The sequence below is a fragment of the Frigoribacterium sp. AC394 genome, from assembly GCF_979258095.1.
Genome location: NZ_OZ409834.1, coordinates 2,504,632 through 2,530,389, shown reverse-complemented (window position 1 = coordinate 2,530,389; position 25,758 = coordinate 2,504,632). Strand labels below are relative to the sequence as shown.

Below are 25,758 nucleotides of genomic sequence, written 5' to 3'. Positions count from 1 at the left end.
CGCGGTCACGAGACGCCGGTCATCGGAGGAAGGCCGCGGCGACGCCCGCGTCGACCGGCACGTGCAGCCCGGTCGTGTGCGAGAAGTCGCTCGTGCAGATGGCGAAGACGGCGGCGGCGACGTTCTCGGGCACGACCTCGCGCTTGAGGATCGTGCGCTGGGCGTAGAAGGCCCCCAGGTCCTGCTCGTCGATGCCGTAGGTGGCCGCGCGGTTGGCGCCCCAGCCGCTGGCGAAGATTCCCGAGCCCCTCACGACCCCGTCGGGGTTGATGCCGTTGACCCGGATGCCGTGCTCGCCGAGCTCGGCCGCGAGCAGCCGCACCTGGTGGGCCTGATCGGCCTTCGTGGCGCTGTAGGCGATGTTGTTCGGGCCGGCGAAGACCGAGTTCTTCGACGAGATGTAGACGATGTCGCCGCCGAGCCCCTGGTCGACGAGCACGCGCGCGGCGTTCTTCGCCACGAGGAACGACCCCTTGGCCATGACGTCGTGCTGGAGATCCCAGTCGGCCTCGGTGGTGTCGAAGAGCGACTTCGACAGGCTGAGCCCGGCGTTGTTGACGACGAGGTCGAGACCGCCGAAGGCCAGCAGCACCTCGTCGATCGAGGCCTTGACGGCCGCCTCGTCGCTCACGTCGGCGGCCACCCCGCGGGCGACGTCGGGCCCGCCGATCTCGGCCGCGGCGGCCTGGGCCTTCGCGAGATCGAGGTCGGCGATGACGACGCAGGCGCCCTCGGCGGCGAGGCGCGTGGCGATGGCCTTGCCGATGCCCGAGGCGGCGCCGGTGACGAGCGCGATGCGGGTGGCGAGGCGCTTCGGGACCGGGAGGCGCCGCAGCTTGGCCTCTTCGAGCGCCCAGTACTCGATGCGGAACTTCTCGGCCTCGTCGATCGGAGCGTAGGTCGAGAGCCCCTCGGCGCCGCGCATCACGTTGATCGCGTTGATGTAGAACTCGCCCGCGACCCGGGCGGTCTGCGCATCCTTGCCGAACGAGAGCATGCCGACGCCGGGCACGAGCACGATGAGCGGGTCGGCCCCCCGGATCGCCGGACTGTCGGGGGTCGCGTGCCGGTCGTAGTAGGCCTGGTAGTCGAGGCGGTACTGCTCGTGCAGCTCGCGGAGGCGCGCGATGGACTGCTCGACGGAGGCGGTGGCGGGCAGGTCGAGCAGCAGCGGCGTGACCTTCGTGCGGAGGAAGTGATCGGGGCAGCTCGTGCCGAGCGCGGCCAGCCGGGGGTGCTCGGCACTCGCGAGGAACTCGAGCACCGCGGGGTCGTCGCTGAAGTGCCCGACCTGCGGGGCGTCGTGCGAGGCCAGCCCGCGGATCGTCGGGGCGAGCGCGGCAGCGCGGGCGCGACGCTCGGCCTCGGGCAGGGCGGCGTAGCCGTCGAGGGCGGGGCCGAACGGGTCGGCCCGCGAGTGCTCGGCGATGTGCGCCTCGGCCGTCTCGATGATCCAGCGCGAGTTGGCTTCGGCCTCGTCGCTCGTGTCGCCCCAGGCGGTGATGCCGTGCCCGCCGAGGATCGTGCCGATCGCATCGGGGTTCTCGGCCTTGATCGCGGCGATGTCGAGCCCGAGCTGCCAGCCCGGTCGGCGCCACGGCACCCAGACGACGCGCCCGCCGAAGATCTCGGCGGTGAGGCGCTCGCCGTCGGCGGCGGTCGCGATGGCGATGCCGCTGTCGGGGTGCAGGTGATCGACGTGCGCCGCGTCGACGAGACCGTGCATGGCCGTGTCGATCGAGGGTGCCGCTCCCCCTTTGCCGTGCAAGGCGTAGTCGAACGCGGCGACCATCTCGTCTTCGTGCTCGGGGCCCGGGTAGACGTTCGCGAGACCGCGCAGCCGGTCGAGCCGCAGCACCGCGAGGCCCTGCTCGGTGAGCGTGCCCAGGTCGCCGCCGCTGCCCTTCACCCAGAGGAGCTCGACGGGCTCGCCCGTGGCCGGGTCGATCGAAGTGCCCTTGGCCGAGGTGTTGCCGCCGGCGTAGTTCGTCACGCGCGGGTCGGCTCCGAGCCGGTTGCTGCGCGCGATCAGGTCGGCCGCGGCGGCGGGGGTCGTGCTGGTGGACGAGGAGGTGCGGGTCTGGTTCATGGGTCCGTTCTCGGTTCGCAGAGGAGGGGCGGGGACGATCGCGGCTCAGGTCCAGCTGAGCTGGGTGCCGCCGGCGCGCTCGTCGGCGAGGCGCTCCTGAGTGCCGCTCGCCAGATACGCCGCCATCGGGTCGCGGGGCAGACCCCGGCCCTCGCGCCAGTCGGCGAGGGCGGGGCGGACGTCGGTGTAGAAGGCGTCCATCAGCACGGCGTTGGCGCCGAGCACGTCGTGGGCGGCGCGGGCTGAGTCGAGCGCGGGCCGGTCGACGAGCAGCGCCCGCGCCGTCATCTCTTGCACGTTCAGCACGCTGCGGATCTGGCCGGGGATCTTGTCCTCGACGTTGTGGCACTGGTCGAGCATGAACTGCACCGGTGAGCCGACCTCGAGCCCGCCGCCGTCGACGACCTCGAACAGGATGCGGAACAGCTGGAACGGATCGGCGGCGCCGACGATCAGGTCGTCGTCGGCGTAGAAGCGCGAGTTGAAGTCGAACGACCCGAGCTTGCCGAGGCGCAGCAGCTGCATGACGATGAACTCGATGTTGGTGCCCGGGGCGTGGTGCCCGGTGTCGAGGCAGGTCAGAGCCTGGTCGCCGAGGGCGCTCACCTGGGCGTAGCTGGTGCCCCAGTCGGGCACGTCGGTGTGATAGAACGCCGGCTCGAAGAACTTGTACTCGAGCACGAGCCGCTGCTCGGGGTCGAGCCCGGCGTAGATCTCGGCCAGCGACTCGGCGAGGTCGTCCTGCCGACGGCGCAGACTGTCTTGACCGGGGTAGTTGGTGCCGTCGGCGAGCCAGATCTTGAGGTCGCGCGAACCGGTCTCGCGCATGATCTCGAGGCAGCGCAGGTGGTGGTCGATCGCCTTGCGTCGCACGGCGGCATCGCTGTGCGCCAGGCTGCCGAACTTGTACGCCTCGTCTTGGAAGGTGTTCGAGTTGACCGTGCCGAGCGCGACGCCGTGATCGGCGGCGAACGACCGCAGGGCGGTGAAGTCGCCCACCTCGTCCCAGGGGATGTGCAGGGCGACGCTCGGGGCGAGACCGGTGTACTCGTGCACGGTCGCGGCGTCGGCGATCTTCTCCTCGGGGCTTCGCGGGGTGCCCGGGGTGCCGAACACCTTGAACCGGGTGCCCGAGTTGCCGAAGGCCCAGCTGGGCAGCTCGATCGCCTGACGCTCGAGCGTGGGGGCGATGGACTCGAAGGTGGTCATGATGCTTCTTCCGTGATCGTGTCGGTGGTGGTGCGGCGGCCGGCGCCCGGCAGGCCGAGCTGCGCCTCGAGGTTGAAGACCTGGGTCAGCAGCTCGAAACCCTCGTCGGGCGGGGTGCCGTCGAGCGAGGTGAAGAACTCGGCCATCGAGGCCTGCCAGCGGGAGTTCACGTCGGTGCGCGCCATCGCGGCCTGCGCGGCTTCGAGCGACTCGGCCTCGACGTAGCCGATCAGCAGCCCGTCGGGGGCGGCGAAGAGCGAGTAGCCGTGCCAGCCGCTGTCGTGGAGGGCCTGCAGCATCTCGGGCCAGACCTCGGCGTGGCGCCGGGTGTAGTCGGCCAGTCGCTCGGGGGCTACCTGGAGGCGGAACGCGTAGCGCTCGTGCTCGTCGGCGGTCATGGGGGTGTTCTCCGGTTCGTCGTTGAATCGTTTCAATAGCACGAGCGTAGCAAGTGCCGGTGGTGCGGACAAGTGGGTCTAGGGGTGCGCCGAGCCGAGGCTGCCGGCGAAGCCGTCGGCGTCGTCGAAGGGCGCGGAGACGTGCCGGTGCTCGACGCCGAGCAGCGAGGCCGCCGCCGCGACGTCTCGTGCGACGTGCCCGACGCAGAGCCCCCAGTGGTGGCCGATGCCGCTCCGCGACCATTCGTCGACCCATTCGCCCGGGTCTCCGCCGAAGTCGACGCGCGACGTCGTGTTGCCGATCGCGAGCAGGGGGCCGGGCACGACCTCGCCCTCGCTCGTGACGAACGACAGGGCGCCATCGCGATCCTGCCCGAGACCGAAGGTCGTCACCGGGCCGGGCTGCACGTCGAACTCGACGCTGACGCCGTAGCCGCGCTTGCCGTGGAAGACCCCGAGACCCCGCAGCACGGGCCGTGACGACGAGATCGCCAGGTGGGCCGGCCCGTCGTGACCCATCTCGACCACCCCGTCGTCGAAGTCGATGGCCTGGATCTCGGTGAACGAGCCGCCGACGCCGAGGGCCTGCGCGGCGAGCATCGCGACCGACGTGCGGAGCTCGTACTCCCCCACCGTCGGCAGCCCCCGGGCATTGAGCAGCGACGCCCCGAGGATCATCCCGGCCCCGAGCCGCTCGTGCTGCTCGCCCTCGAGACCACGGTGGTAGTACGCGAGCGAGTCGAGGTCGAAGTCGGCCACCAGCCGGTCGAGCCCGACCGAGACGCGCGCGCCCCAGTCGAAGTCCTGCTGCCCGACCGACGCGTCGACCTCGAACACCTCGCGGGCGAGGGCGACGCGCTCGCGCACCTCGGCGTCGGTGACGGCGTCGACCCGCACCCGCAGGTCGTCGAACTCGAGCACCTCGACGTGCGACCCGAAGGTCGTCGACAGGAGGGTGAGGTCGGTGGAGACGTCGAGCATGCCCGGGTAGAGATGCCCCATCAGGCCGTGCCGCGCCTCCCTCAGCCGCGCCCGGACCCCGGCGGCGTGCACCCACCGCTCGATGCGCCGCCACGCACGCTCGCTCCGCAGATGACCCGAGACCGACCGGAACTCGATGCCGGCCCGACGGAACACGTTCGCGACCTCGGGCACCGGGCACTGCCCGCAGTAGGCGAGCCACATGCCCGTGTCGAACCGCTCGTGGTCCATCCTCTCGGTCGGCTGCAGATCGATCACGAGCACCGGCACCCCGGCCCGCTGCGCGATCGGGAGCACCATCGACGACGTCAGATAGGTCGTGAGGAAGACGACGATCAGGTCGCAGTCGGCGGTGCGCAGCGTGTCGGCGGCGACCCGCGCCTCCTGGGCGTCCGAGATGAAGCCGGTGTCGATCACCTCGGCGTCGAGACCGCCGAAGCGGTCGACCACGTAGCGGGTGGACTCCTGCAGCTGCGGCAGCAGGCCGGGGAACTGCGGCCAGTAGGTGCCGAGACCGCCGGCCACGAGCCCGACGCGGGTGCGACGGCGGCGGATCGGGGGCAGCAGATCGTGAACGGCGGAGGTGCTGGTGCTCATGGGGTGACGACTCCGGTGTCGACGGGGGCGCTCGCGCGCCCGATGGGCCGAGGAGGCGCGGTGCGCGCCCCGAGGGAGGGCGGGGCCGCCGAGGTGGTCACCCCGGCGGCCCCGCGGTGACGACTAGAAGTCGTAGTCGTCGATGTTGTCGGCGTCGAACTCGGTCGGCGGGCCGACGATCACGATGCCGTCGGCGCCGACGGTGCGCTCACCGAGGTCGCCGGCCTCGAAGGTGTCGCCCTCGGCGCCCGTGATGGTGCCGTCGACGAGCGCCTGACCGGCGTAGGCCGCGACGTAGCCGAGCTGCGCAGGATCCCAGAGGGCGAACGCGGTGACGGTTCCGTCTTTCACGAACTCGCGCATCTCGTTCGGCAGACCGAGCCCGGTCAGCGCGACCTTGCCCTTGTACTCCGATGTCGAGAGGTAACGGGCCGTCGCGGCGATGCCGACCGTGGTGGGCGAGATGATGCCCTTCAGGTCGGGGTTCGCCTGGAGCAGCCCCTGGGCCTCCTGGAACGACTTCGCGTCGTCGTCGTCGCCGTAGACCTTCGAGACGATGTCGATCCCCGCGTAGTCGGGGTTCGTGTCGACCTCCTCCTCGATGTACTTGATCCACTCGTTCTGGTTCGTGGCGTTCGCCGTCGCCGAGAGGATCGCGATGTCGCCCTCGCCGCCGATCTGCTCGCTCATCTGGCGGATCTGGATCAGCGCGACGTCCTTCGCCTCGACCTGGCTGATGAACACATCGCGGTAGTCGGGGTTCGTGTCGGAGTCGAAGGCGACGATCTTCGCCCCGCCGTCGCGCGCCTCCTGCAGGGCCGGCCCGACCGCGTCGGGGTCGTTCGCCGCGATGACGATGACGTTCGCACCCTGCTGCGTGAGCGTGTTGATGAAGGTGACCTGCGACGAGGCGCTGGCCTCCAGCGGACCGACGACGCTGTAGTCGTAGCCGATCGCCTTCGACGCCTCTTCGCCGCCGCCGAGCACGACGTCGGTGTACGGGTTGTTGAGCTGCTTCGGCACGAACGCGATCGACTGCTCGCCGTCGGAGCCGGAGCCCGTGGTCGCGTCGCCGTCGCTCGAGCCGGCCGTGAGGGCGCAGCCGGAGGCGACGAGCGCGACGCCGGCGAGGGCCGCCGCGGTCGACACGGCCCGGCGCACGCTGCGCCTGGTGGAGGTGGTGAACATCATCGTTCCGTCCTTTGCTGTGGGGGATGGTGCGTGGGGTGGTCGGGGTGGTCTGTGTGATCGGGGTGGTCAGGCCGCGTCGGGGTGGTCAGGCCGCGTCGGCCGCCGAGGCGGCGAGCACGTCGCGCGCGGCCCGCCTCGCCCGGCGCTTCTCGCGGACGACCGCGATCAGACTCGGCGTGACGACGCTGCCGACGAGCAGCAGGCCGGTGACGACGTTGAGGACGACGTCGCTGATGCCGCCGAGGCGCAGCGCGTAGCTGACGCTCGAGATGATCAGCACGCCGGCCACGACACCGGGGATCGAGCCGCGTCCGCCGAAGATCGAGACGCCGCCGAGCAGGACGGCCGCGATGACCGCGAGCTCGATGCCGGTCGCGTTGTCGCTGCGAGCGCTCGAGTAGCGGAGCGTCCAGTAGATGCCGACCAGGGCCGAGACGACGCCGGTGGCGACGAACATCCAGAACTTGGCGCGGCCGACGTGCACGCCGACGAAGCTCGCGGCCTCCTTGCTGAAGCCGATGGCCGGCAGCGTGCGGCCGAACGAGCTGAAGTGCAGCAGCACCCCGAAGAAGGCGATGACGACGGCGACGCCGATCATGACGGTGGGGATGCCCGTCCCGCCGATCTTCGACGTGAAGAAGGCCGTGAGCCCGGGCGGGAAGTTCGCGACCGCGTTGTCGCCGATCACGACGAGGGCGAGGCCGCGGTACAGCGCGAGGGTGCCGATGGTCACGGCGAGCGACGGGAGCCCGACGGTGGTGACGAGCAGCCCGTTCAGCGCCCCGCAGCCGATGCCGATCAGCACGCAGACCACGAAGATCTCGGGGATGCCCCAGCCGGCCGCCCACAGCACGCCCATCGCGGCGCTGGTGAGACCCGCCGTGCTGGCCACCGAGAGGTCGATCTCGCCGGTGATGATCACGAGGGCCATCGGCATCGCGATCATCAGGATCGGGATCGCGTCGAGCAGCAGGAACCCGGTCGTCTGCACGCTCGCGAACCGCGGCACGGTCAGCGCGCAGACGAGCAGCGTGCCGAGCAGCGCGTAGATCATGATCGCGCCGCGGCCGGTCAGCAGGCGACGGCGGCGCAGCGTCCTCTCGGCGGCGGACTCGGGGTCGCGGCGGGCGGCGTCGCGGTCGCCGGCGGTGCCGGCGGTGTCGCGGGACGCCGAGGAGGCGCGGCGCGGGTCGATCGCGGAGCCCGCGGCCGAGGGGGTGGTCGTCTGCTCAGGCATTGGTGGCCTCGCTCGTGCGGAGTCTCCGCGCCTTGCGGATCGAGGCGATCCGTTCGACGAGGATGGCGGTCAGGATGAGGACGCCGACGATGGCCTGCTGCCAGAACTTGTCGACGTTGAGCGCCGTGAGGCTGCTCGTGATGGTGGTCAGCAGCACCGCACCGATCGCGGCGCCCACGACGCTGCCCGAGCCGCCGAAGATCGCGATGCCGCCGACGACGGCCGCGGCCACGATGTCGAGCTCGAGACCGGTGCCCGTGGTCGCGCCGACCGAGTTGAAGCGCGACGCGTAGAGGACGCCGGCGAGACCGGTGAGCGTGCCGTTCAGCACGAACGCCGTGAGCACGCGCTTGCTGACGGGGATGCCGAACAGGCGGGCCGCCTCGTCGTCGGAGCCGATGGCGTACAGATCGCGACCGGGCCGGGTGCGGGCCAGGAACACCGCGACGAGCACGACGACGACGATCGCGATCACCGTGATGATCGGGACCCCCAGCACGGTGTCGACCGACAGCCGGCCGAAGGCGGCCGGGCGGTCGCCGGCGAAGTACTGCTGACCGCCGGCCCAGGCGTTGTTCACGCCCCGGTAGATGTAGAGCATGCCGAGGGTGATCACGAGCGACGGCACCCGCGCGACCGTCACCAGGAACCCGTTGATCGCACCGAGGAGGGCGCCCAGCGCCAGACCGATCGCGAAGACGAAGACGATGGGGATGTCGGGCGCCGCGGCGAACACCGAGCCCGTGCCGAACGCGACCAGCCCGAGGATCGACCCCACCGAGAGGTCGATGTTGTTCGTGATGATGACGGCGCCGAGCCCGACGGCCATGATCACCGTGATCGTGGCGTTCAGCATCAGGTCTTTGACACCCTGCGCCGAGACGAAGAGCGGGTTGGCGATCGTCGTCACGATCACGAGCACCACGAGCGCCGAGGCGACCGGCACCTCGCGTTGACGGACCAGCGAGGCGAACGGGCTGCGCCCGGTGCCGAGCGCGGGGGCGAGGGCGTGCGAGGTCGTCATCGGCGGGTCTCCGTCGTCGTGGTGGTGAGCGCGGGCTCGGCGCCGGTGGCGGCGTTCATGACCGTCTCGGGGGTGGCGTCGTCGCGGTCGAAGGTGGCCGTGAGCCGCCCCTCGCGCATGACGAGCACTCGGTCGGCCATGCCCAGCACCTCCGGCAGCTCGGACGAGATCATCAGCACCGCGATGCCGCGACCGGCGAGATCGCTGATCAGCCGGTGCACCTCGCTCTTCGTGCCGACGTCGATGCCGCGCGTCGGCTCGTCGACGATGAGGAACGTCGGGTCGGTCGCCAGCCACTTGGCCAGCACCACCTTCTGCTGGTTGCCGCCCGACAGGGTCGACACGGGGAGCTCCTGGCTGCCGGTCTTCACCTGCAGTCGTCGCGACCAGTCGGCCGCCGCCTCGCGCTCGCGCCGCGCACTGACCAGCCCGAGACGACTGAGCGTCGTGCGGAGGGTCAGCGTCGTGTTACGGCTGACCGACATGTCCATCACGAGACCCTGCTTGCGGCGGTCTTCGGGGACGAAGCCGATGCCCGCCCTGATCGACGCCATCGGATCGCGCGGTGCGAGCCTGCGGCCGCCGATCGTCACGGAGCCGGCGTCGTAGCGGTCGATGCCGAACAGCGCCCGCGCCACCTCGGTGCGGCCCGCCCCGACGAGACCGGCGAGCCCGACGATCTCGCCGGCGCGCACCTCGAACGACACGTCGTGGAAGACGCCCGCCCGGGTCAGCCCGTCGACGCGGACGACGGTGTCGCCGACCCGCGCCTCCTGTTTGGGGAACAGCTGGTCGACGTCGCGACCGACCATCGCCCGCACGATCTCGGGCGTGCTGACCTCGCTGGTCGTGTGCTCGGAGATGAAGGCGCCGTCGCGCATGACGGTGATGCGGTCGCTGAGCCCGAAGACCTCGTCGAACCGGTGCGAGATGAACATGATCGCGCTGCCGCGGTCGCGCAGCGCCCGGGCGACCCCGAAGAGGCGCTCGACCTCGACGCCGCTCAGAGCCGCCGTCGGCTCGTCCATGATGAGCACCTTGGCGTCCAGCGAGATGGCCTTGGCGATCTCGATGATCTGCTGATCGGCGATCGACAGGCCCTCGGCGACACGGTCGGGGTCGATCGGCACACCGAGCCGGTCGAAGAGCGCCCGGGCGTCGGCGCGCATCGCGGCCCGGTCGATGAACCCGAGACGGGTGGTGGGCTGACGCCCGACGAAGATGTTCTCGGCGACGGTCAGATCGGGGAAGAGCGTCGGCTCCTGGTAGATGACGCTGACACCCGCCGCCTTGCTCTCGGCCGGACTGCGGAACACGATCGGGTGGCCGTCGAAGAGGAAGTCGCCGCTGTCGGGCTGGTGCACCCCGGCGAGGATCTTCACCATGGTCGACTTGCCGGCGCCGTTCTCGCCGACGAGCGCGTTGATCTCGCCGGCGCGCAGCCGCACGCTGCCGCTCGAGAGGGCCACCACGGCGCCGAAGGTCTTGCGTGCGCCGCGCAGCTCGAGCACGGTCGCCGTCGGAGACGGCCCGTCGGATGTGGGGTCGATCGTCATCGATCGTTCTCCTAATCGCTCTCGTCGTCGAGAGAAGTGAATCGTTTCAACTTCTGTTCGTGCCGACTGTAGGGGCAGACTCGGTTCGACGTCAAGGGGCGCCCCGCGGCTGTGGATCACAGCTCGATCACGGGCGTGGCACACTCGTCGGAGACCACGGGACGGACCAGGAGGCGCGATGAGGCAGGCGAGCATCCGCGACGTCGCCGAGACCGCGGGCGTCTCGGTCGGCACCGTCTCGAACGTGCTCAACAACCCCGCCAAGGTCAGCGAGTCGACCATCGCCCGGGTCAGCGACGCCATCGCGAGCCTCGGCTTCGTCCGCAACGACGCCGCCCGGCAGCTGCGCGGCGGCGACAGCCGGGTGATCGGCCTGATCATCCTCGACGGGGGCAACCCGTTCTTCACCGACGTCGCCCGCGGTGCCGAGGCCGCCGCCGAAGAGTCGGGCCGCGTCATCCTGCTCGGCAACAGCGACCAGCTGGTCGAACGCGAGGCGCACTACCTCGACCTCTTCGACGAGCGGCGCGTGATGGGCATCCTGATCTCGCCCGTCGGCGACGTCTCCGACCGGCTCCGCCGGCTGCGCCTGCGCGGCATGCCCGCGGTGCTCGTCGACCGGCGAGCCGATCTGACCGAGTTCTCGTCGGTCTCCGTCGACGACGTGCGGGGCGGGTACCTGGCGACGGAGCACCTCCTCGGTCTCGGGCGTCGACGCATCGCGTTCGTCGGCGGACCGGCCGACCTGCAGCAGGTGGCCGACCGCCTGGCCGGCGCCCGGGCCGCGGTCGCCGACGCCCCCGGCGCCACGCTCGAGGTCGTCGACATCCCCGCGCTCACCGTGCAGAACGGACGCGAGGCCGCCGCTGCCATCGTGCGACGCCCCGCCGCCGACCGCCCCGACGCCATCTTCGCCGCCAACGACCTCGCCGCCATGGGCGTGCTGCAGGCCCTCGTCATGCAGGGCGATCTGCGCGTACCCGACGACGTCGCCCTGATCGGCTACGACGACATCGACTTCGCCCGCGCCGCCGTCGTGCCGCTCAGCTCGGTGCGGCAGCCGAGCGCGCTGATCGGGCAGACGGCCGTCGAGATCCTCCGCGACGAAGCCGACGACCCCGCGCGCGCACCCCGCCAGATCGTGTTCGAACCGGAGCTCGTGGTGCGCGAGAGCACGGCGCCCAGGGGGTCTTCGGCGGAGTGAGGCGGGCCCGCTCGCTGCTCGCTCTGGGGTTCGGCGGGTTGGTGTCACTCGTGGCGGGTCAGCGCTGACCCGCCGCCGATGACGGGAACCCGCCGCACCCGCAGCACGGACCGCGCTCAGCCCTCGAGGGTCAGCGGGCCTCCTCGGGATCGTGAGCCGCGCCTCCTCGGTGCTCGCTCCGGGGTTCGGCGGGTTCGTGTCACTCGTGGCGGGTCAGCGCTGACCCGCCGCCGATGACGGGAACCCGCCGCACCCGCAGCACGGACCGCGCTCAGCCCTCGAGGGTCAGCGGGCCTCCTCGGGATCGTGAGCCGCGCCTCCTCGGTGCTCGCTCCGGGGTTCGGCGGGTCCGTGTCACTCGGGGCGGGTCAGCGCTGACCCGCCGCCGATGACGGGAACCCGCCGCACCCGCAGCACGGACCGCGCTCAGCCCTCGAGCAGGAGGCGGCAGTCGCCCTCGCCGCGGACGTCGCGCGGGTCGGGGCAGAGGGTTCCCGACCACGAGCCGTCGACTCCCCCGCCGTACGAGTCGAACGCCGTGGTCGTGTACGTCTCGACCCCGTCGATTCCCGGCCCGACGAAGGCGAACGACACGATCGGGTCGCCCTCCGTCGTCGGGGTCGACCAGGCGAGCTCGGCCGACGCCCCCGCGGCGGACGCGTCGGCGAGGCAGTCGAGCGCCTCCGGATCGAGCTGGACGCCCTGCGGGAGGGCGAACTCGCCGCAGGTCGGCGTCGCATCGCCGGACTTCACCATGCCCCCGGCGTTCGGGAGCTGCCGCGCGGCGGTGATCGGGTCGTCGGGCGGAGGCGTCGGACCGACGCTCGAGGCGCAGCCGGCGGTGAGGAGCGCGAGCGCGATCCCGAGCACGACGAGCAGGGTGGCGGATCTGCGGGCTGGCTCGACTGGCATGACTCCCCCTCTCGGCTCAGGGAACCAAGCGCGCGACGCCGACGGCAAGACCCGCGGTGCACTCGTGACCGGTTCGTGACGCGCGGGGGCGGGGCTTGCGGCGGGTTCCCGTCCTCCGGGGCGGGTCAGCGCTGACCCGCCGCGGAGGACGGGAACCCGCCGCACCAATGCCCCGAGCACGAGCAGGGCAGGCGGGGCCAGGCAGGGAGGGAGGCGCGGAGCAGCGCGGCGCGGCGCAGGGCGTGGCGCGGGCGCGGCGGCGGCTACCGCACCGGCGCGTGGATGCTGCCCGAACGCTCCCGCAGCGGCGAGCGCGACGCCCCCGACCGCACCGCGAGCACCTCGGCCAGGATCGACACCGCCGTCTCCTCCGGAGTGCTGGCCCCGAGATCGAGTCCGATCGGCGAATGCAACCGGGCCAGCGCCTCCTCGTCCACGCCCCGCTCGCGCAACGACGCGACCCGTCGGTCGTGCGTCGTCCGCGAACCCATGGCGCCGACGTAGACGGCCGGCGACGCCAGCGCCGCCGCGACGAGATCGGCGTCGAACCGCTCGTCGTGCGAGAGCACCGCGACGACCGTCCGCTCGTCGATCTCGGTGCGGGCGAGGTAGTTCGGCGGCCACTCGACGACGATCTGCTCGGCCGCCGGGAACCGCTCGCGCGTCAGGAACACCGGTCGCGGGTCGCACACCGTCACGCGGTAACCCAGCACGGCCCCCGCGTTGCAGAGGGCGACAGCGAACTCGACGGCCCCGAAGACGAGGAGGCGCGGCGGCGGGACGGACCGCTCGCTGAACACCCGCAGACCCTCGCAGTCGTCGGGGCTCGCCACGACGTCGCCGGTCCGCACCGGTCCGACAACGACGTGCGCCACGGCCTCGCGGCCGGCCGCCGCCTCGCGCAGGGCCGCGACCGTCACGGCGTCGTCGGCGGTGACGAGTCGGGCGAGCACCTCGATGCGCCCGCCGCAGCTCAGCCCGACCTCGAACGCGGTCTCGTCGCTGAAGCCGAAGGTGTCGAGCTGCGCGGCCCCGTCGTCGAGCACCTGCCGGCACCTCTCGTAGACGGCTCCCTCGACGCAGCCGCCCGAGATGCTGCCGATGACGGTGCCGTCGACCGTCACGGCCATCGACGTGCCGACGGTGCGCGGGGCGCTGCCGTCGATCGAGACGGCCGTCGCGACCGCGAGCCGTTCGCCCGCGTCGAGCCGGGCCAGCAGGCGGTCGGCTATCTCGAACACGGGGCTCCTCGGGGCTGGGCGGGCGGGGTGGGTGGATCGGGCGGGGTGGGCGGGGTGCGGGCGGGCGGTGGTGGGGGCAGCGCCCGCACGGGTGGCGTCAATCGTAGAGCGGCCGCGATCCACCGCGCGACACCCGGCGGCTAGCCTGTGGACATGGCGCGCGCACGACCCGGCCCGATCGTGGGGCTCCTGCTCGCGGCGGGCGCGGGGTCCCGCATGGGTGGGCCGAAGGCGCTCGTCGCCGACGCACGCGGACCCTGGCTGACGCGGGGCGTGGCGACCCTGCTCGCCGGCGGGTGCGACCACGTCGTCGTCGTGCTCGGCGCGGGCGCGACCGAGGCGGAGGGTCTGCTGGCGGGCGACCCGCGCCTCCTCGGCTCGCAGGTCTCGACCGTCGTCGCCGACGACTGGGCCGACGGACTTTCGGCGTCGCTGCGGGCGGGGCTCCGTGCGATCGGCGCCGATCCGGACCTGCAGGAGGCGCGGGTCGCCCTCATCACGCTGGTCGACTACCCGGGGCTGCCCGCGTCCGCCGTCGCGCGCCTCCTGTCTGGCGCCGGGACGCCCGCCGGGGCCGGGGCGCCGCTCGGGGCCGGGGCGCCGCTCGGGCCGAGCACTCTCCGGCGTTCCGTGTTCGGCGGACGACCGGGGCATCCGGTGGTCGTCGGGCGGGCCCACTGGTCGACCCTCGCCGCGACGGTCTCGGGCGATCAGGGGGCCGGCGCGTACCTGCGCGAGCACGGCGCTCTCGAGGTGGACTGCCGCGACCTCTGGAGCGGTCACGACGTCGACTCCCCGCGTGCCGCATCGAGGTGACGCGAACGGTGCCCCGCGCGCCTCTTCTGACCCCTTTCGGGTCACTTCGATGACGGCGATCCGCGCGACGACGGCAAGATGCCGATGGTGGCGCGGCGGCGGCCGCGCCTAATGTCGAGCCATGGCCATCACACCCGACACGAAGAACTGGACCTGGGTGCTCGAACACCCGTGCGACGAGTGCGGCTACGACTCGCGACGGATCGAGTTCCGCGACGTCCCCGGGCTCGTTCGCGACAACGCCGCCGCCTGGCCCGCCGAGCTGGCCCGCCCCGACGCTCGCGATCGCCCCGATGCGACGACGTGGTCGACCCTCGAGTACGGGGCGCATGTGCGCGACGTGTTCCGGGTGTTCGAGGGGCGCCTGGCGCTGATGCTCGCCGAGGAGGCTCCGGCGTTCGCGAACTGGGACCAGGATGCGACCGCCGTCGACGACGACTACGCCGCGCAGCGGCCCGACGAGGTCGCGGCGGAGCTCGTCGCCTCGGCCGAGACCGTCGCGGCCGCGTTCGCCGGGGTGCGCGACGACCAGCTCGACCGTACGGGTCTGCGCAGCGACGGCTCGGCGTTCACCGTCGACACGCTCGCCCGGTACTTCGTGCACGACCCGGTGCACCACCTGCACGACGTGCGCCGCTCGGCGGCTTCATCGAGGTGACGCGACCGGGGGTTCTGCTCGGGCGAACCGCATCGAAGTGACGCGAACGGGGGCGTGAGCGGCTCGGACTGCGCGTTTCGGGTCACCTCGACGGCGCGGGGGTCGCGCGCGGCGCGCGCGGCTCGGAAGAGCGGGAACGAAGTGACGCGAACGGGGGTTTGGGGGGCTCGGAGTGCACGTTTCGGGTCACCTCGATGACGCTCGCGGCGCGGCGCCGGCGCGCGGCGCGCGGCTCGCGACTCAGGGGCGGTGGCGGCGGATGCGGATCGGGCCCTTGGCGGTCGACGGGTCGACGACCGAGCCGCCCTGCGTGATGTCGACCTCGCCGGCCGCGACGAGCCGTCGGGCGGCGCGCCGCACCGGCTCCATGAGGCCGCGCCACGCGTCTTCGTCGTCGGGGTGCAGCGAGCGCGCGACGTCCGACGGGCAGATGCTCGACGTCGCGGCCCGCTGCGCCAGCAGGTCGCGGATCCGCTGCTCGAGCTCGCGATCGTGCGCGGTCACCTTGTGCTTGCGGCACGCGTCGCTGCAGTAGGCCACGTCGTCCCAGTTCGACGCCCACTTCCTGCGCCACTCGATGCGTCGACCGCACGAGCGGCAGGTCTTCGATTCGGGCGTGGCGGGGCTCATGGTGACAGTCAACGCGGCGGAGGCTGCGAGCGTTCCCGGCGCCGCGCCTCCTCGGCTGCGTGCTCTGCGGCTCAGGCCGATCCGAGCTGGCGGAAGCGCGCGGGCACGTCGCCGTCCTCGACCAGGTCGACCAGCAGCTCGCCGACCAGCGGCGTGAACTTGAAGCCGTGCCCCGAGAACCCGGCCCCCACCACGAGCGGGCCGACCCGGTCGAGCACGAAGTCCTCGGTGTCGGTCGACGTGTACGTGCAGCTGATCGGGTCGGCCGTCTCGGCGTCGACCCCGGGCAGCCACTCGCGGGCGTAGCGCCGCAGCGCCTCGAGCTGCACGGGCTCGGGCCGGTAGCTGCGCGCGTCGGGGTCGGTCACCGGACCCGTCCCGTGCCAGCCGGCCTTGACCCCCTCGCCCGGCGTCAGCATGCCGTAGACCGGCCCGTACCACCACGCGTCGTCGCCGCCGTCGGGGTCGGGGCGGTGATTGAAGCCGGGCCAGACGGCGTCGTCGTCGGTGACCCGGAAGTGCGCGGGCTGCTCCTGCGTCACCACGAGGCGAGGGAGGCGCGCGAGACCGCCGACGAGCCCCTCCGTCCACGCACCGGCGGTCACGACGACCCGGGGTGCGAGGTACTCCTCGTCGGCGGTGACGACGCGGGCCCGGTCGTCGCCCTCGATCTCGATGCCGGTGACGGGTGTCGACCAGCGGACCTCGGCGCCCAGCTCGGTCGCGACGCGCTCGAAGGCGGCCAGTGCGTCGGCGGCGCGGATGCGACCGCTGTCGGGCACCCAGAGCACGTCGGTCTCCAAGCGGAGGCCGGTCCAGCGGCGACCCGCGTCGCCGGGTGCGACGAACTCGCTCTCGACGCCCCGTTCGGCGTGCAGCTCGCGCATGCGGCGCAGCATGTCGGGGCGGCCGTGGTTGACGACGCCGACGAGGTCGAGCAGCGGGGTGTCGGTGACGACCGCGAGCTCGTCCCACAGGGTGCGGGCGCGGGCGACGAGGTCGACGTACTCGCCGTCGTCGTAGGCGATGTTGAGGTTGCGGGTCGTGCCGTGCGAGGCGCCGTGGTGGTGGCCGCGCTCGAAGCGCTCGAGCAGCACGACGTCGTGCCCGCGTACCGCCGCCTGCCAGGCGGTGGCGAGGCCCATCGCGCCTCCTCCGACGACGACGAGATCGACGGTGCGTGCCATGGTGCGCCTCCTGGGTGGGATGGTGGGTGTGGGTGGGGTGTGGGGGGGTCGAGTGCGGCGGGTCGGTGTCCTCGACGGCGGGTCAGCGCTGACCCGCCACGGATGAAGGGGACCCGCCGCAGCCCGGCCCGGCGCTCAGTCGGTTCGGGCGAGGAGGCGCGGGGAGCCGAGGAGGCGCGGGTCGCCCCGGTCAGCCGAGCGCGTCGACCTCGGCCCGGGTCGGCACCGAGCGTGCGGCCCCCTCGCGTCCGACGGCGACGGCCGCCGCCCGGGACGCCGTCTCGAGCGCGTCGCTCCAGAGGTCGTCGTCGGCGAGCGACGCGACGACGTAGCCGATGAACGTGTCGCCGGCCGCGGTCGTGTCGACGACCTCGACGCGGTGGGCCGGCTGCTCGACGGGGCGGCCCTCGCCGACGAGCAGCGACCCGTCGCCGCCGAACGTGCAGAGCAGGCGGACGCCGAGCCGGTCGGCGAGGCCGGCGGCGGCTGCGCGGGGGTCGTCGGGCACGGCGGTGTCGGCCTGCGGGTCGGCGTCGTGCCCCGCGGCGCCCCGCGCCTCGGCCTCGAGAAGGTCGGCGAGCTCGCTGCCGTTGACGACGAGCAGGTCGAGGTCGTCGACGATCGTCAGCACGCGCGGGTCGGACGGCGCCGAGTTGAGCACCACGAGGGCGCCGCGCTCCTGACCGGCACGGGCGGCGGCCGCGGTGATCTCGAAGGGCACCTCGAGCTGCAGGACGACGATGTCCCCCTCGCGCACCTCCTCGAAGGAGGCGCGCACGGCCTCGGCGTCGATCGCACCGTTCGCGCCGGGGACGACGGTGATGAGGTTCTCGCCCGACGAGTCGACCGAGACGATGGCCCGGCCGGTCAGCTCGTTCTCGATGCGGGCGACACCCGAGGTGTCGATGCCCTCGGCCTCCAGGGCGGTGACGAGCTCGTCGCCGGCGGGGTCCGTGCCGACCGCTCCGACGAAGCGCACGGCGGCACCGGCGCGGCGGGCGGCGACGGCCTGGTTGGCGCCCTTGCCGCCGAGCTCGCGGCGAGCGCCGGTGGCGGTGATGGTCTGGCCCGGCGCGGCGTGCTCGACCACGGTGAGCCGCAGGTCGTCGTTGATGCTGCCGACGACGTGGACGGTGTGCGGGGGCATGGTTCCTCCTGGTCGCTGGCGGGCGGGCGGGCGGGGCGAGCCCGCCGGGGCCTCGGCGATGCTATCGCCGGCCGCTGGGCCATGACGCCAGGAGTTGGACACGACGCCACGTTCAAGGGTGGCGTCGTGTCCATCTCCTGGCGTCGAGCGGGCGGTGCGCGCCGGTCGCCCCGAAGTGGGCACAAACCGCACCCCCAGCCGTGGCGAACGCATGACGGGTAAGCAATGCAACGGGCAAGCCACGTCGATTCGGGTTCGGCGGGGTCTCCGGGCCGGTCCGCGCGAAGCGATTCGCGCCTCCGGCCCGGCCAAGCCCCGCTGCCGACTCACTCTGCAGTCGCGCCGGAGACGACTCGCGAGGGATCCACCGTCGCCCGCCGGGCGCGAGTCTGGATCGATGAAGACCGTCGATCCGACCCTCCGCAGTCAGCTCCTCTGGTTCGGGGCGCTCGTGCTCGTCTCCGCCTCGATCATCGCCGCGTTCGTCGTCGTCCCGATCATGGCCGTGCAGGCGGAGATCGACGAGCCCGGCCGGTACGGCGTCTGCAACGGCCTGGCCCCGACGTGCCACGACGTTCCCCTGGCGACCATCGCCGACGCGAGCGGCGTCGACTTCCCGGCGGGTTCGGTGGTCGTGTCGTCGAGTGCGGTTCCGAGCTCGTTCAAGGGGATCGACTACCTCCAGGCGGTGGTCTCGGTGCCCGCCGGCTCGATGCCCCCCGAGGCGGTCGTCGACCTGGCGCTGTCTCCGAGCACCGACGGTTCGGTCGTCCGATCATCCCTCGAGGAGTGGGGTGCCGAGTCGATCGTGGTGCTCGCCGACAGCACCGGATACCTGTCGATCGGCTTCGGGGCGACCCCGGGCGCCCGACCCGACCTCGTCTCGGTCTGGAAGCGCCTCAGCACTCGGAGCTGACCCGCCCTGTTCGGCGATGGTCGAGCGCTGAGCCTGGCGACGGTGTCGAGTGGTCAGAAGACGCTCTTCGTTCGAGGGCGAAGGTCATCTTCTGACCACTCGACCTCGGGCTAGGGGCCCGGGGCTCGAAGGGGCAGGCAGATCCGCGCGCGGCTATTACGCACTCACGCGTAATAGCCCGCGAGCAGGCACTCCGCCTAGGAGGCGCGGGTCGGCTCGATCACGGCCAGCGCGATCACCGCGGCCCGGCCGGTGAGCTGCACCGCACCTCCTGAGGGGACGACGACCGCGTCGTGCAGGGCCAGCGCGCCGCGAGTCGACGACGAGACGTCTCCCTCGACGACCACGGCAACCGTCCAGGACGAAGGCGTGCCGGGCGACCCGAGTGTCAGCTCGCCGTCGAGGTGCCGCGCGACGAGCGTGCCGGCGGCCGCTCCTCGCCACGTCATCAGGTTGAGGTCGAGGCCCGCCCCCCGCACGTCGACGGCCTCGACGGTCGACTCGCCCGCGAAGGGGAGCACGTCGAACGCCTCGCCGCGCACCCGCCGCCCGTCGATAATCAGATCGAGACCGGTGGGCGACAGGGGCATCAGCAGGCGGTCGACTCCGGCGAACTCCGAGAACGGGGCCGACCGGTCGATCGTCGCGATGCTGATCCGCCAGGCCGGCTCGGTCGCAGGTCCGCCCTCTGCGGGCGGGCCCTCGGCTACGACGGTCGTCGTCCCGGCCCCGTTCCGCCAAGGTACGACATCCCGGGCCGACGCCCGCAACACAGACGGCTCGACGGCACCCGCCTCAGCACCCATCAGAACGCCCGCCCCGCCACGCGCTCCCCGCCGCGCCAGACCGCCTCGACCAGCGGCACCCCCGGCCGGTACGCCAGGTGCACGTACGACGGCGCGTCGAGCACGATCAGGTCCGCCGCCGCTCCCACCGCGAGGTGCCCGACGTCGGTGCGGCGCAGGGCGGCCGCTCCCCCGGCGGTCGCCGACCAGAGCGCCTCCGCCGGGGTCATCCGCATGTCGCGCACGGCGACCGCGATGCAGAACGGCAGGCTCGTCGTGTAGCTCGAGCCGGGGTTGCAGTCCGCCGCCAGGGCCACCGTGGCCCCGGCCGCGAGCAGTCGCCGCGCGTCGGGGTAGACGGCTCGGGTCGAGAACTCGGCCCCGGGCAGCAGGGTGGCCACCGTCGTGGACCCGGCCAGCGCCTCCACGTCCTCGTCGCTCGCGTAGGTCACATGATCGGCCGACGCGGCCCCGAGCTCCACCGCCAGCTGGATCCCGCCACCCGGCGCCAGCTGGCCGGCATGGAGGCGCGGCGTCAGCCCCGCCGCCATCCCCGCCGTCAGGATGGCGCGCGTCTGATCGACGTCGAACGCGCCGACGTCGCAGAACACGTCGATCCACCTCGACAGCGGAGCGCACGCGTCGAGCATCTCGCCGACCACGAGCCCCACGTAGTCGTCGGCCCTCCCCGCGAACTCGGGCGGCACGACGTGCGCCCCCAGGAAGGTCGACTCGGTCGTCACGGTGCGGACGGCCTCGAGACTCCGCCGCTCGTCGTCGACGCTGAGCCCGTAACCCGACTTGCTCTCGAGCGTCGTCGTGCCCTGCCGCAGGGCCTCGTCGGCGAGACGTCGCACCGAGCGCGCCAGGTCCGCGTCGCTCGCCGCCCGCGTGTGCACCACGGTGCTGCGGATGCCGCCGGCCGAGTACGACTCCCCCGCCATCCGCGCGGCGAACTCGTCGGACCGGTCGCCCGCGAACGCGAGGTGGTTGTGACTGTCGACGAAGCCGGGCACGACGGCCCGCCCGCCGAGGTCGACGACCTGGTCGACACCCGAGGGGAGGCGCGTGGCCGGGCCCGTCCACCGCACCCGGTCGCCGTCGAGCAGGATCGCCGCGTCGAGCACCACGCCGAGCGGCCCGCTCGACGCCTCGGCGTACTCGTGCACGGGGTCGTTCGTGACCAGCTGCGAGATGCCGGTCAGGGCGGTGACGGTCATGCGGAGGGATCCTCTCGACGGGGTGACAGCGGCTCGTCCACAGGCGGCAGCAGGGGCTCGTCCACAGGCGGCAGCACGGCCTCGATCGCCGACCGCAGGGCCGCACCCGGGGAGGCGACCCGGGCATGCGCCCCGTCGTGCACGACGATCTCGCCCCCGACCACGACGGTCGACACGTCGGCCGCGGTCGCGCCGAACACGATCGACTCGAGCAGCGAATCGGGCCGGGCATCGGCTAGACGCACCGAGTCGAGCGACACCGTCACGAGGTCGGCGAGGGCTCCGGGTTCGAGCAGCCCGGCGTCGTCCCAGCCGAGGGAGCGGGCGCCCTCGACGGTCGCGGCGGACATCAGCCGTGCGGCGCCGAACCAGCCGCGCCGGTTGCTGACGAGACGCTGTCCGGTCTCGATGCCCCGCGCCTCCTCGAACAGATCGATGACGGCGTGGCTGTCGCTGCCGACGGTCAGCGGCACGCCCGTCTCGACCAGCGCGCCCGCGGGGCCGACGCCGTCGGCGAGATCGCGCTCGGTCGTGACGCAGAAGCAGGCCCAGGTGTCGCCGGCCGCGAGATCGGCGACGTCGTCGGCGGTCAGATGGGTGGCGTGCACGGCGGTGGCCCGGTGGTCGAGCACGCCGTGTCGGCGCAGCAGCGCGACGGGGGTGGAGCCGAGGAGGCGCGCGCAGTCCGCATTCTCGGCCGGCTGCTCGGAGACGTGCACGTGCAGCGGGGCGTCGCGCTCATGGGCCCACCCGGCGACCGTGGCCAGGTCTCGTTCGGGCACGGCGCGCACCGAGTGCACGGCCGCGCCGACGACGACGGTCGGGCCGCTCAGCGCCTCGCGCACAGCGGTCGCCCGCTCGGCCCAGGCCGCCACCGTGCCGTCGCCGAAGCGGATCTGCGCCGGCGAGAGCGGCACGTGCACCGGCTCGGAAGCGGGGTCGACGTCGGCAGGCTCGGCGGAAGGGCCGGCGGCCGGCTCGGACGCCGGTGCGAACCCGCCCACCAGGTAGCAGGTGTCGAGCAGCGTCAGGCGGATGCCCGCCGTCGCGGCGGCCCGGGCGAGCGCCCGCGACATGGCGAGAGGGTCGTCGTGCGGCGTGCCGTCGGCGGTGTGGTGCACGTAGTGGAACTCGCCCACCGTCGTCACCCCGGCGAGCACCATCTCGGTGAAGACGGCCGCGGCCAGGGTCTCGTAGTTCTCCGGCGTCAGCCGCCCGGCGACCGAGTACATGACGTCGCGCCAGGTCCAGAAGCTGCCGCTGCCGACCTGGGTCCGCCCCCGCAGCGCCCGGTGGAACGCGTGCGAATGCGCGTTCACGAGACCCGGCAGCGTCACGCCGCGCAGTTCGATCGAACCGGTGGGAGGCGCGGCCACGTCGTCGACCACCGACACGATCCGGTCGCCCACGACCTCGACGACCGCGCCGTGCCGGACGTCGCCGACCCCGGTCCACAGATGCTCGGCCCAGAACGTCGACGTGCCGGCGCCGGTCATGGCCGGGCCCCGGCCCCGGGCTGTCCGCCCGCGGCGGGCACCACCTCGAGCGGCGCGACGAGCAGGTCGCGCAGCACGACGGTCAGGGCCTCGACGCCGTCGACGCAGTCGTCCGCCTCGGCGTGCTCGACGGGGCTGTGGCTGATGCCGGTCGGGTTCCGCACGAACAGCATGGCCGTCGGCACCCGCGACGCGAGGATCCCCGCGTCGTGACCGGCGGCCGTCGGCAGGGTCGGCGCGCTGATCGACGCCGCTCTGAGCGATGACCGCAGCCGATCGCTCAGCGAGGCGTCGAAGTCGACCACGGGGGTGAAGCTGTCGCGGGTGACGGTGAGACCGACGCCGTGGCCGGCCGCCGCCTCCTCGGCGATCCGCTGCAGGTCGTCGACGAGACGGACGACACCGCCCTGATCGGCCCCGCGGGCGTCGAGCCAGGCGTCGACCCGCGACGGGATCGCGTTCGTGCCGTTCGGGTCGACGCGCACGCGCCCGAACGTGGTGACCGCCTGCGCCTCGACGGCGAGACGACGGGCGGCGCCGACGACCTCGGCGAACGGCAGCATCGGGTCGTGGCGATCGTCGAGCCGGGTGGTGCCGGCGTGGTTGCCCTCGCCCTCGAAGCAGAAGTGCCAGCGGCCGTGCGGCCAGATCGAGCTCGCGACGCCCACCGACTCGTCGCCGAGCGCCAGGTGGCGACCCTGCTCGACGTGCAGCTCGACGAAGACGCCGATGCGCGCCAACGCGGTCTCGTCGAGACCGACGTGCTCGGGCGCGTGACCGGCCGCGGACATCGCGTCGGCCAGCGTCGTGCCGTCGTCGTCGGTGAGCGACAGGGCGTGCGACGAGTCGACGGCGCCGGTCATCAGTCGCGAGCCGAGGCAGGCGAGACCGAAGCGGGCGCCCTCCTCCTCGACGAAGTTGACCACGGCGAGCGGGCGCTCGGGCACGACGCCCGCCGCCTTCAGCGCGTCGACCGCGAGCAGTGCGCCGACGACGCCGAGCGGCCCGTCGAACGCCCCGCCGCCGGGCACGCTGTCGAGGTGACTGCCGGTGACGACGGCACCGTCGGCCGGCGCGCCCCACCAGGCCCACTGGTTGCCGTTGCGGTCGACCTCGACCTCGAGCCCGCGACGGGTCGCCTCGGCGGCGAACCACTCGCGCAGCCCCAGGTCGACGCCCGTCCACGAGAAGCGGTCGTAGCCACCCGAGCGCGGGTCGCGACCGACGCCCTCGAGGTCGCTCCAGACCCCGTCGAAGGAGGCGCGCAGCAGCGGGCGGTCGGCCGTCGCCCCGCTACGGGCGGGGGCCATCGACGGTGCCCTCGGCGGTGTCGCCCGCGAAGCTCTCGGTCGCGGTGCTCTCGCCGGTCGCATCCTCGGAGACCCGGCCCGCGCCTCCTCGGCCGCCGCGGTGCTCCTGCATCGGCACGCGCACGCCGCGCTCGGCGGCGACGTCGATCGCGATCTCGTAGCCCGCGTCCGCGTGGCGGATGACGCCCATGCCCGGGTCGGCCACCAGCACGCGACCGAGCTTTTCGGCGGCGAGATCGGTGCCGTCGGCGACGATCACCTGACCGGCGTGGATCGACCGGCCCATGCCGACGCCCCCGCCCTGGTGGATCGACACCCAGGTGGCCCCCGACGCGACGTTGACCATCGCGTTCAGCAGCGGCCAGTCGGCGATGGCGTCCGAGCCGTCGAGCATGGCCTCGGTCTCGCGGTACGGCGACGCGACCGAACCCGAGTCGAGGTGGTCGCGACCGATCACGATCGGCGCCGACAGCTCGCCCGACGCGACCATCTCGTTGAACTTGAGCCCGGCGAGGTGCCGCTCGCCGTAGCCGAGCCAGCAGATGCGCGCCGGCAGCCCCTGGAACGCGACGCGCTCGCCCGCCATGGTGATCCACTTCCTCAGCGACTCGTTCTCGGGGAACAGCTCGAGGATCGCCTTGTCGGTCGCCGCGATGTCGGCGGGGTCGCCCGAGAGCGCGGCCCAGCGGAACGGGCCCTTGCCCTCGGCGAACAGCGGGCGGATGTAGGCGGGCACGAAGCCGGGGAACGCGAAGGCGCGGTCGTAGCCGGCCGTGCGGGCCTCGCCGCGGATGCTGTTGCCGTAGTCGAAGACGACCGCCCCGGCGTCCTGGAACCCGACCATCGCCTCGACGTGGGCGCGCATGGCGGCCTGCGATCGGCGGGTGAAGTCGGCGGGGTCGGCGGCGGCCTCGGCGGCCATGTCCTCGAAGCGGGTGCCGATCGGCAGGTACGACAGGGGGTCGTGGGCCGAGGTCTGGTCGGTGACGATGTCGATCGGGGCCTTGCGGGCCAGCAGCTCGGCACCATCTCGGCGGCGTTCCCGACCACGCCGATCGAGAGGGGGCGCTTCTCGTCGCGGGCGGCGATCGCCAGCTCGAGCGCCTCGTCGAGGCTCGACGCGGCGACGTCGAGGTAACGGTGCTCGACCCGGCGGTCGATGCGCGTGCGGTCGACGTCGATGCAGATCGCGACGCCGTCGTTCATCGTCACGGCCAGCGGCTGCGCGCCTCCCATGCCCCCGACGCCCGCGGTCAGCGTGATCGTGCCGGCCAGGGTGCCGCCGAAGTCGGCGTTCGCGACCGCCGAGAACGTCTCGTAGGTGCCCTGGAGGATGCCCTGCGTGCCGATGTAGATCCACGAGCCGGCCGTCATCTGGCCGTACATCATCAGGCCCATGGCGTCGAGCTTGCGGAAGTCCTCCCAGTTGGCCCAGTCGCCCACCAGGTTCGAGTTCGCGATCAGCACGCGCGGCGACCACTCGTTCGTGCGGAACACGCCGACCGGCTTGCCCGACTGCACGAGCATCGTCTCGTCGTCCTTCAGGGTCTTCAGCGTCTCGACCATCGCGTCGAACGCCTCCCAGCTGCGGGCGGCCTTGCCCGTGCCGCCGTAGACGACGAGGTCGTCGGGGTGCTCGGCGACCTCGGGGTCGAGGTTGTTCATCAGCATGCGCAGCGCGGCCTCCTGCTGCCAGCCGAGGCAGCTGAGCTCGGTGCCGCGCGGGGCGCGGACCGGGCGGGGCCCCGAGGAGGCGCGGGTCGCGTCGGTGCCGGTGGTGGAGGAGGCGGTGGTGCCGGTGGTCTCGGTGTCGAGGGTCACGAGGGGGCTTCCGTTCGAGGTCGATCTGCGGTTCAGGAGGAGGCGGCGACGTCGCGCGGCACGCCGTGCGGGCGCGACGAGTCGCCGCGTGCCCGCTGAGGGGCACCGGTCGGGGCTGTTCGGTTGTGGTCGT

Annotated in this window: 21 protein-coding genes and 1 pseudogene; 4 read left to right on the top strand and 18 right to left on the bottom strand. The window is 72.8% G+C overall.

Features of this window, described 5'->3' with window-relative positions:
* Positions 1 to 19: 19 nt before the first annotated feature.
* From ACZZY9_RS11805 to ACZZY9_RS11770, 8 genes are all read right to left on the bottom strand, one after another.
* Entirely contained in the window at positions 20 to 2,089 is a 2,070-nt protein-coding gene (locus ACZZY9_RS11805) for a bifunctional aldolase/short-chain dehydrogenase (RefSeq protein WP_463464207.1), read from the bottom strand.
* A gap of 45 nt (positions 2,090 to 2,134) precedes the next feature.
* Positions 2,135 to 3,298, bottom strand: a complete 1,164-nt coding sequence (rhaI, locus tag ACZZY9_RS11800) for an L-rhamnose isomerase (protein WP_463464206.1) — start codon at positions 3,296 to 3,298, stop codon at positions 2,135 to 2,137.
* Complete coding sequence (locus tag ACZZY9_RS11795; protein ID WP_463464205.1) at positions 3,295 to 3,696, bottom strand: L-rhamnose mutarotase; 402 nt, start codon at positions 3,694 to 3,696, stop codon at positions 3,295 to 3,297. The genes rhaI and ACZZY9_RS11795 overlap by 4 nt, the downstream gene beginning before the upstream one ends.
* Positions 3,697 to 3,774: 78 nt before the next feature.
* On the bottom strand, positions 3,775 to 5,274 hold the full coding sequence (locus ACZZY9_RS11790) for an arabinose isomerase (RefSeq protein WP_463464204.1): 1,500 nt from the start codon (positions 5,272 to 5,274) through the stop codon (positions 3,775 to 3,777).
* Between the two features lie 123 nt (positions 5,275 to 5,397).
* Entirely contained in the window at positions 5,398 to 6,462 is a 1,065-nt protein-coding gene (gene rhaS, locus ACZZY9_RS11785) for a rhamnose ABC transporter substrate-binding protein (protein ID WP_463464673.1), read from the bottom strand.
* An 88-nt stretch (positions 6,463 to 6,550) separates the two neighbouring features.
* A complete protein-coding gene (locus ACZZY9_RS11780; protein ID WP_320478266.1) occupies positions 6,551 to 7,702 on the bottom strand; it encodes an ABC transporter permease in 1,152 nt (383 codons plus the stop codon).
* Entirely contained in the window at positions 7,695 to 8,726 is a 1,032-nt protein-coding gene (locus tag ACZZY9_RS11775) for an ABC transporter permease (protein ID WP_192061472.1), read from the bottom strand. Before ACZZY9_RS11775 ends, ACZZY9_RS11780 begins: the two co-directional genes overlap by 8 nt.
* A complete protein-coding gene (locus ACZZY9_RS11770) occupies positions 8,723 to 10,282 on the bottom strand; it encodes a sugar ABC transporter ATP-binding protein (RefSeq protein ID WP_463464203.1) in 1,560 nt (519 codons plus the stop codon). The genes ACZZY9_RS11775 and ACZZY9_RS11770 overlap by 4 nt, the downstream gene beginning before the upstream one ends.
* 178 nt (positions 10,283 to 10,460) lie before the next feature.
* On the opposite strand from ACZZY9_RS11770, the gene ACZZY9_RS11765 reads away from it, so the two are divergent.
* The gene (locus ACZZY9_RS11765) at positions 10,461 to 11,486 is read left to right on the top strand and encodes a LacI family DNA-binding transcriptional regulator (RefSeq protein ID WP_463464202.1); all 1,026 of its coding nucleotides are present in this window, start codon (positions 10,461 to 10,463) and stop codon (positions 11,484 to 11,486) included.
* 426 nt (positions 11,487 to 11,912) lie between these two features.
* On the opposite strand, the gene ACZZY9_RS11760 is transcribed toward ACZZY9_RS11765, so the two are convergent.
* Both ACZZY9_RS11760 and ACZZY9_RS11755 read right to left on the bottom strand, forming a co-directional pair.
* Positions 11,913 to 12,398, bottom strand: a complete 486-nt coding sequence (locus ACZZY9_RS11760; RefSeq protein WP_463464201.1) for a hypothetical protein — start codon at positions 12,396 to 12,398, stop codon at positions 11,913 to 11,915.
* Between the two features lie 263 nt (positions 12,399 to 12,661).
* Entirely contained in the window at positions 12,662 to 13,639 is a 978-nt protein-coding gene (locus ACZZY9_RS11755; RefSeq protein ID WP_463464200.1) for an XdhC family protein, read from the bottom strand.
* Between the two features lie 153 nt (positions 13,640 to 13,792).
* Between ACZZY9_RS11755 and ACZZY9_RS11750 the strand changes: the two genes are divergently transcribed.
* Together ACZZY9_RS11750 and ACZZY9_RS11745 are read left to right on the top strand one after the other, a co-directional pair.
* Positions 13,793 to 14,455, top strand: coding sequence for a nucleotidyltransferase family protein (locus tag ACZZY9_RS11750; protein WP_463464199.1), 663 nt, complete (start codon positions 13,793 to 13,795; stop codon positions 14,453 to 14,455).
* A 121-nt stretch (positions 14,456 to 14,576) separates the two neighbouring features.
* Positions 14,577 to 15,113 carry a DinB family protein gene (locus tag ACZZY9_RS11745; RefSeq protein ID WP_463464198.1) on the top strand — a complete coding sequence of 179 codons (537 nt, stop codon included), beginning with the start codon at positions 14,577 to 14,579 and terminating at the stop codon, positions 15,111 to 15,113.
* Positions 15,114 to 15,353: 240 nt separating this feature from the next.
* Here the strand turns inward: ACZZY9_RS11745 and ACZZY9_RS11740 are convergent, their stop codons facing one another.
* The 3 genes from ACZZY9_RS11740 to ACZZY9_RS11730 form a co-directional block, all read right to left on the bottom strand.
* Complete coding sequence (locus ACZZY9_RS11740) at positions 15,354 to 15,743, bottom strand: DUF3253 domain-containing protein (RefSeq protein WP_463464197.1); 390 nt, start codon at positions 15,741 to 15,743, stop codon at positions 15,354 to 15,356.
* A 71-nt stretch (positions 15,744 to 15,814) separates the two neighbouring features.
* Positions 15,815 to 16,930, bottom strand: coding sequence for an FAD-dependent oxidoreductase (locus ACZZY9_RS11735; protein ID WP_463464196.1), 1,116 nt, complete (start codon positions 16,928 to 16,930; stop codon positions 15,815 to 15,817).
* 190 nt (positions 16,931 to 17,120) lie between these two features.
* Positions 17,121 to 18,077, bottom strand: coding sequence for a ribokinase (locus ACZZY9_RS11730; protein WP_463464195.1), 957 nt, complete (start codon positions 18,075 to 18,077; stop codon positions 17,121 to 17,123).
* A gap of 397 nt (positions 18,078 to 18,474) precedes the next feature.
* Here ACZZY9_RS11730 and ACZZY9_RS11725 point away from each other — a divergent pair, with 397 nt between their 5' ends.
* Positions 18,475 to 18,993 carry a hypothetical protein gene (locus ACZZY9_RS11725; RefSeq protein ID WP_463464194.1) on the top strand — a complete coding sequence of 173 codons (519 nt, stop codon included), beginning with the start codon at positions 18,475 to 18,477 and terminating at the stop codon, positions 18,991 to 18,993.
* 197 nt (positions 18,994 to 19,190) lie between these two features.
* Here ACZZY9_RS11725 and ACZZY9_RS11720 read toward each other — a convergent pair whose 3' ends face one another.
* The 5 genes and pseudogenes from ACZZY9_RS11720 to hutU all read right to left on the bottom strand — a co-directional run bounded on the left by ACZZY9_RS11720 (position 19,191) and on the right by hutU (position 25,625).
* A complete protein-coding gene (locus ACZZY9_RS11720) occupies positions 19,191 to 19,799 on the bottom strand; it encodes a HutD/Ves family protein (protein ID WP_463464193.1) in 609 nt (202 codons plus the stop codon).
* Positions 19,799 to 20,998, bottom strand: a complete 1,200-nt coding sequence (gene hutI / locus ACZZY9_RS11715; protein ID WP_463464192.1) for an imidazolonepropionase — start codon at positions 20,996 to 20,998, stop codon at positions 19,799 to 19,801. Before hutI ends, ACZZY9_RS11720 begins: the two co-directional genes overlap by 1 nt.
* Positions 20,995 to 22,494, bottom strand: a complete 1,500-nt coding sequence (locus ACZZY9_RS11710; RefSeq protein ID WP_463464191.1) for a formimidoylglutamate deiminase — start codon at positions 22,492 to 22,494, stop codon at positions 20,995 to 20,997. Before ACZZY9_RS11710 ends, hutI begins: the two co-directional genes overlap by 4 nt.
* Complete coding sequence (locus ACZZY9_RS11705) at positions 22,491 to 23,804, bottom strand: allantoate amidohydrolase (RefSeq protein ID WP_463464190.1); 1,314 nt, start codon at positions 23,802 to 23,804, stop codon at positions 22,491 to 22,493. The genes ACZZY9_RS11710 and ACZZY9_RS11705 overlap by 4 nt, the downstream gene beginning before the upstream one ends.
* A pseudogene (hutU, locus tag ACZZY9_RS11700) lies at positions 23,788 to 25,625 on the bottom strand (urocanate hydratase). Before hutU ends, ACZZY9_RS11705 begins: the two are co-directional and overlap by 17 nt.
* Positions 25,626 to 25,758: the final 133 nt, after the last annotated feature.

Bases quoted from the DNA above. Each gene is read 5' to 3' on its own strand.
- hutI (WP_463464192.1), bottom strand. From the start codon at position 20,998: ATGACCGTCACCGCCCTGACCGGCATCTCGCAGCTGGTCACGAACGAC.
- ACZZY9_RS11750 (WP_463464199.1), top strand. From the start codon at position 13,793: ATGGCGCGCGCACGACCCGGCCCGATCGTGGGGCTCCTGCTCGCGGCG.
- ACZZY9_RS11730 (WP_463464195.1), bottom strand. From the start codon at position 18,077: ATGCCCCCGCACACCGTCCACGTCGTCGGCAGCATCAACGACGACCTG.
- ACZZY9_RS11705 (WP_463464190.1), bottom strand. From the start codon at position 23,804: ATGGCCCCCGCCCGTAGCGGGGCGACGGCCGACCGCCCGCTGCTGCGC.
- ACZZY9_RS11790 (WP_463464204.1), bottom strand. From the start codon at position 5,274: ATGAGCACCAGCACCTCCGCCGTTCACGATCTGCTGCCCCCGATCCGC.
- ACZZY9_RS11735 (WP_463464196.1), bottom strand. From the start codon at position 16,930: ATGGCACGCACCGTCGATCTCGTCGTCGTCGGAGGAGGCGCGATGGGC.
- ACZZY9_RS11795 (WP_463464205.1), bottom strand. From the start codon at position 3,696: ATGACCGCCGACGAGCACGAGCGCTACGCGTTCCGCCTCCAGGTAGCC.
- ACZZY9_RS11740 (WP_463464197.1), bottom strand. From the start codon at position 15,743: ATGAGCCCCGCCACGCCCGAATCGAAGACCTGCCGCTCGTGCGGTCGA.
- rhaS (WP_463464673.1), bottom strand. From the start codon at position 6,462: ATGTTCACCACCTCCACCAGGCGCAGCGTGCGCCGGGCCGTGTCGACC.
- ACZZY9_RS11745 (WP_463464198.1), top strand. From the start codon at position 14,577: ATGGCCATCACACCCGACACGAAGAACTGGACCTGGGTGCTCGAACAC.
- ACZZY9_RS11805 (WP_463464207.1), bottom strand. From the start codon at position 2,089: ATGAACCAGACCCGCACCTCCTCGTCCACCAGCACGACCCCCGCCGCC.
- rhaI (WP_463464206.1), bottom strand. From the start codon at position 3,298: ATGACCACCTTCGAGTCCATCGCCCCCACGCTCGAGCGTCAGGCGATC.
- ACZZY9_RS11770 (WP_463464203.1), bottom strand. From the start codon at position 10,282: ATGACGATCGACCCCACATCCGACGGGCCGTCTCCGACGGCGACCGTG.
- ACZZY9_RS11720 (WP_463464193.1), bottom strand. From the start codon at position 19,799: ATGGGTGCTGAGGCGGGTGCCGTCGAGCCGTCTGTGTTGCGGGCGTCG.
- ACZZY9_RS11760 (WP_463464201.1), bottom strand. From the start codon at position 12,398: ATGCCAGTCGAGCCAGCCCGCAGATCCGCCACCCTGCTCGTCGTGCTC.
- ACZZY9_RS11775 (WP_192061472.1), bottom strand. From the start codon at position 8,726: ATGACGACCTCGCACGCCCTCGCCCCCGCGCTCGGCACCGGGCGCAGC.
- ACZZY9_RS11725 (WP_463464194.1), top strand. From the start codon at position 18,475: ATGAAGACCGTCGATCCGACCCTCCGCAGTCAGCTCCTCTGGTTCGGG.
- ACZZY9_RS11710 (WP_463464191.1), bottom strand. From the start codon at position 22,494: ATGACCGGCGCCGGCACGTCGACGTTCTGGGCCGAGCATCTGTGGACC.
- ACZZY9_RS11780 (WP_320478266.1), bottom strand. From the start codon at position 7,702: ATGCCTGAGCAGACGACCACCCCCTCGGCCGCGGGCTCCGCGATCGAC.
- ACZZY9_RS11765 (WP_463464202.1), top strand. From the start codon at position 10,461: ATGAGGCAGGCGAGCATCCGCGACGTCGCCGAGACCGCGGGCGTCTCG.